Raw genomic sequence first — 3,856 nt, forward strand, 5'->3', positions numbered from 1 at the left:
CGTCACGTTTCCAAGCGTGGCAGTATGCGTAGTAGGTTCCCTGCTGTACATATTTAAATGTAGTAGAAGTTTGAACCTGATTCTTGTTTACGGAATCGTAATCTTTGTTTGTGATGCAGTCGCGGTCTGTGGAGATTACATAGTCATAACCTGCAGCACCTTCGGAATCACCGGAAAGAATAGCAGTTGCTTTGTTGCCAACAACTTTAACGCTGCTGATCATTGGAGCTGCTGGTCTTTCTGTCGGATCAGTCACAACGGCAGAAACTGTCTTGGAACCTGTGTAATTTTTGTTATCCTTTGTAGCTGTTACAGTAACTTTGTTTGCTGCGGCATCTTTTGTTACTGTATATTCATTAGATGGGACTTCTACTTTTCCACATTTAACAGTAATTTTGTCTCCATCTACAGTTACATCTGCATTTGCAAGGTTAAATTTATCAATTCCCCATGGAAGATTTACTAATGTATTGTCTTGTTTTTTATAACCATTCTTTGGAACGATAGTAACAACAAGGCTGTTTTTAGCTGTTGCATTAATAACATCTTTGTTAGCGGATACATCCAGGTCATAATCTGTACCTTCTACCAGTGTTCTGCCTTTTACAACAATTTTTACAGATGGTTTAACTGGAAGACCTGCTGCATATGTTCCGTTGGAAACAGAAACATTACTGCTATCAATTGTCTCCTGTTCAATTTCAATGAAATCAATAGCAAAAACATTTGTTATTTTATTTCCGGCAGCATCAGTATATACACCATCTTTTACAGAAATGCTATGTGTTGTTGATGTAAGATTTCCACCAAATTTTCCTTTAGCAATAGCGAGAACTGCGGCATACTGTTTTGAAGTACTACCATCAATACCTTTCTGACCATATACATTGTCAACATATTTGATTTCATAATCAGTACCTGCTGTTAATGCTTTTCCAGTCTTATTATCTAACGTTGTCTTAGCAAATGTCTGTTCAGTTCCATCATATTTAAATTTCTTTTTATTAGTATCGATTGTAAATCCATCTTTATCCACATATTTGAATCCGCTTGCCGGATCTGTAGATAACATTTCACCACAGATTTTAAATGTTAAAGTTTTAGTTCCTGTAAAGTTATTATTTTTTGGTGTTAATGTAACTGTACCTTCTCCAACTTCTTTGTTTTCACCGTAAGTTAAAGTAAAGTTGCTTGCAACATCAATTTTCTTTCCACCTAACGTAAGATCAATCTTATTAGCCGGAATATGAAGAGAATATCCTCGGTATTCCTGAGTAGCAATAGCTCCTACTAATTTAGATGCATCAGCAGACTGGATTGTATAAGTTACACTTGCAGTTCCCTTATAATCACCAGTACCTTTAACAGTCAGAGTAGCAGTACCTGCATTTACGTTATTAGTGTAATTATATGTATATGCAGAGATATCGTTATCATCACTATCCTTGGCTCCTGGTCCTGGCAGAATCTGTCCACCAACAACTACGTCAAATGCCGGCTCAACAGGCTGTCCATTGTATGTGAAGGAAGTTTCCCTTAACTTGATGTTTTCCGGTTTTAATGTTGCTTTGACTATATTAACCTTTTTTTCAAGTGTGACATTACCAGAATTATCAAAATTAGCAGTAGCAGAAGTATTTAAAGTAACGCTGGCTTTAACCTCTGTTCCGTTGTTAATAATATCATATTTTACAGTATAGTCTTTTCCTTCTTCCAAGGTTAAGATTTTATTTGTTCCCGGAACCTGTGCCTTAACAGTTAAGCCCATTGCTGCTTTGTAATCTTCCGGTTTAGCGTTGACAATTTCATCAACATAATCATTTGCTTCAATCTTGCTGACCGGAGTTTTAAGAATATTAAAACTATATTCCTTAATACTGTTTTCATAGCTGGACTTACCAATCAGGAACATTTTGGCAGTGCCAGCATTGGTATTATTGGAATAAGTAATTTCATAATCCTTATCTGTCAATGGGGCATTCTGTGATGTTGTCGGAACACCAATTTCATCTGTGGTAAAGGTTACTGGTTCTCCAGTATAATACTTTTTAATATTATCCTTAACTTTATAAGTTGTTTTTCCGCTTGATGTAGTAGATTCTTCTGTTACAGTTCCATTTTTCTTAAGAGTAGTATCTTGGATATTGGTTGCATAGATAGCTAATTCTGCGGTTGTACTTCCGGTTACTTTTTTTCCCGGTTTAGCAGTAATTGTAACTGTATATTTTCCTACATTGACAGCATTTGTAGGTATAGTAACGTCAACATCATTATCAATAGTTAAGATTTCATTTGTATCCTTATCTTTGTAAGTAATATCAACACTTGCAACTTTGTTTCCATTTGCTTTTACTGGTTTGATCGTCGCAACTACTGTATTTAAATCACGATTTTCAATTTCAATATTATTAGTAGCTTGTATTCTTCTGCCATCTTCACTATCAGCAGTGCCACCAGCAATCTCATAGTTTTTATTATTTCCTGTAGTCGGTACACCGTGAATCAGGCTTACAAAAGTATTAAGATTTTTAGTAACATTTACATAGCCATTCTTGTCAACTGCTAAATAATTAGATAAATCAGCTTTAGTCTCTTTATCTATCAATTCAATATCTGATTTAAGAACTTTCATAGTTCCTGTTCCAGTACTGCTTCCATTATATTTAACAGATGTTTTCTTTAATGTGGCAATCATTTTGCCGCCATACTCGCCACTATTCAGTTTCTTAGGCTTGATTTCATAAGTTGTTGTGACAGAACCTTTGTATGCAGAAGACTTAGGTGTTAATGTAATAGTGATTGGCTTTTCTGTTACATCAATATAATTGCTATTCTGATCATAGCCAACATTATATATTTTTTCTACGTCTTCTAACTTATTACCTGTAACCTTTAATCCGTCTTCAGTTGTAGTGATTTTTGGTACTGATTTTAGGATTTCACCAGTATATTCTGGATCATCAGCTTCTACCTTTGTTATATATTTGGCAATATCCTTTGCTTCAACAGTAATTGCATTGGAATCACTACGCCATACAACCTTGTCGTCTTTTATGGCATAAGCGCGTAATGCTACTTTTTTGCCGACCATATCTCCGGTTAAATTAATGCTAGCAGAAGCACTTGCGGTACTATAGTCAGCCTTATTACCAAAAATATCACCATCTACTGTCCATGCAAAGTGTAAAGAAGCATCGCTAATGGCTGAATTAGTATCAATTGTTACGTTTGTTGTTAATTTTTTACCCCATTCAGTAGTATCTTTAACTTCGTTGCCATCAATTGTCATAGCTGCAAAAGTCGCTTTATACTCATTACCATTAATGCTTTCAGATGCAACGTCTGCTGTAGTATCTTCTACAACAGGAGTGGTATTTTCTGTATCAGCAGTAGCGGATGCTTTTGTAGCATCATCAGAAAATGTTTCAGCAGCTGGAGCTTCTGTAGCAACTGATGCATCAGAACCATCACTGAACTCAGCAGCCCATACCGGCACATTAGAAGTAGCAAGCATTGCAACAACAAGTGACATACTTAATGTCTTTTTTGCCATGCCCTTCTTTGTGTTTTTAATCTTTGTCATGATTATAGTTCCCCTTTGGGTGGTGGACAGGTTGTTTTTATGGAAATTTTCGTATCCAGAATAGTTTTCGAGATTGCAGAGTATATAAGATATATCATTTATAATTATGTTTTTTGTGGGTTTTTATATTTAAATCATCAGTTATATTAAGAAATCGTTATGTTATCACATAAAAAGCTTTCAACTATATCAACGAGATACAATTGAATAACTGCGCATCGCATTCTCGTTACTTTCAGTGATGAGTTAGACGCGCAAATTTTTTTACTAAAC

Annotated in this window: 1 protein-coding gene; it reads right to left on the reverse strand. The window is 35.3% G+C overall.

Going from position 1 to position 3,856, the window contains the following annotated elements:
- Positions 1-3,583 (reverse strand): hypothetical protein (locus LI074_RS16765; RefSeq protein WP_173698442.1); only part of this gene is annotated, 3,583 nt, incomplete at its 3' end.
- Positions 3,584-3,856 lie beyond the last annotated feature (273 nt).

Source organism: Blautia sp. MSK18_10 (genome assembly GCF_020553185.1).
In the GTDB taxonomy this organism is placed as follows: domain Bacteria; phylum Bacillota; class Clostridia; order Lachnospirales; family Lachnospiraceae; genus Blautia_A; species Blautia_A wexlerae.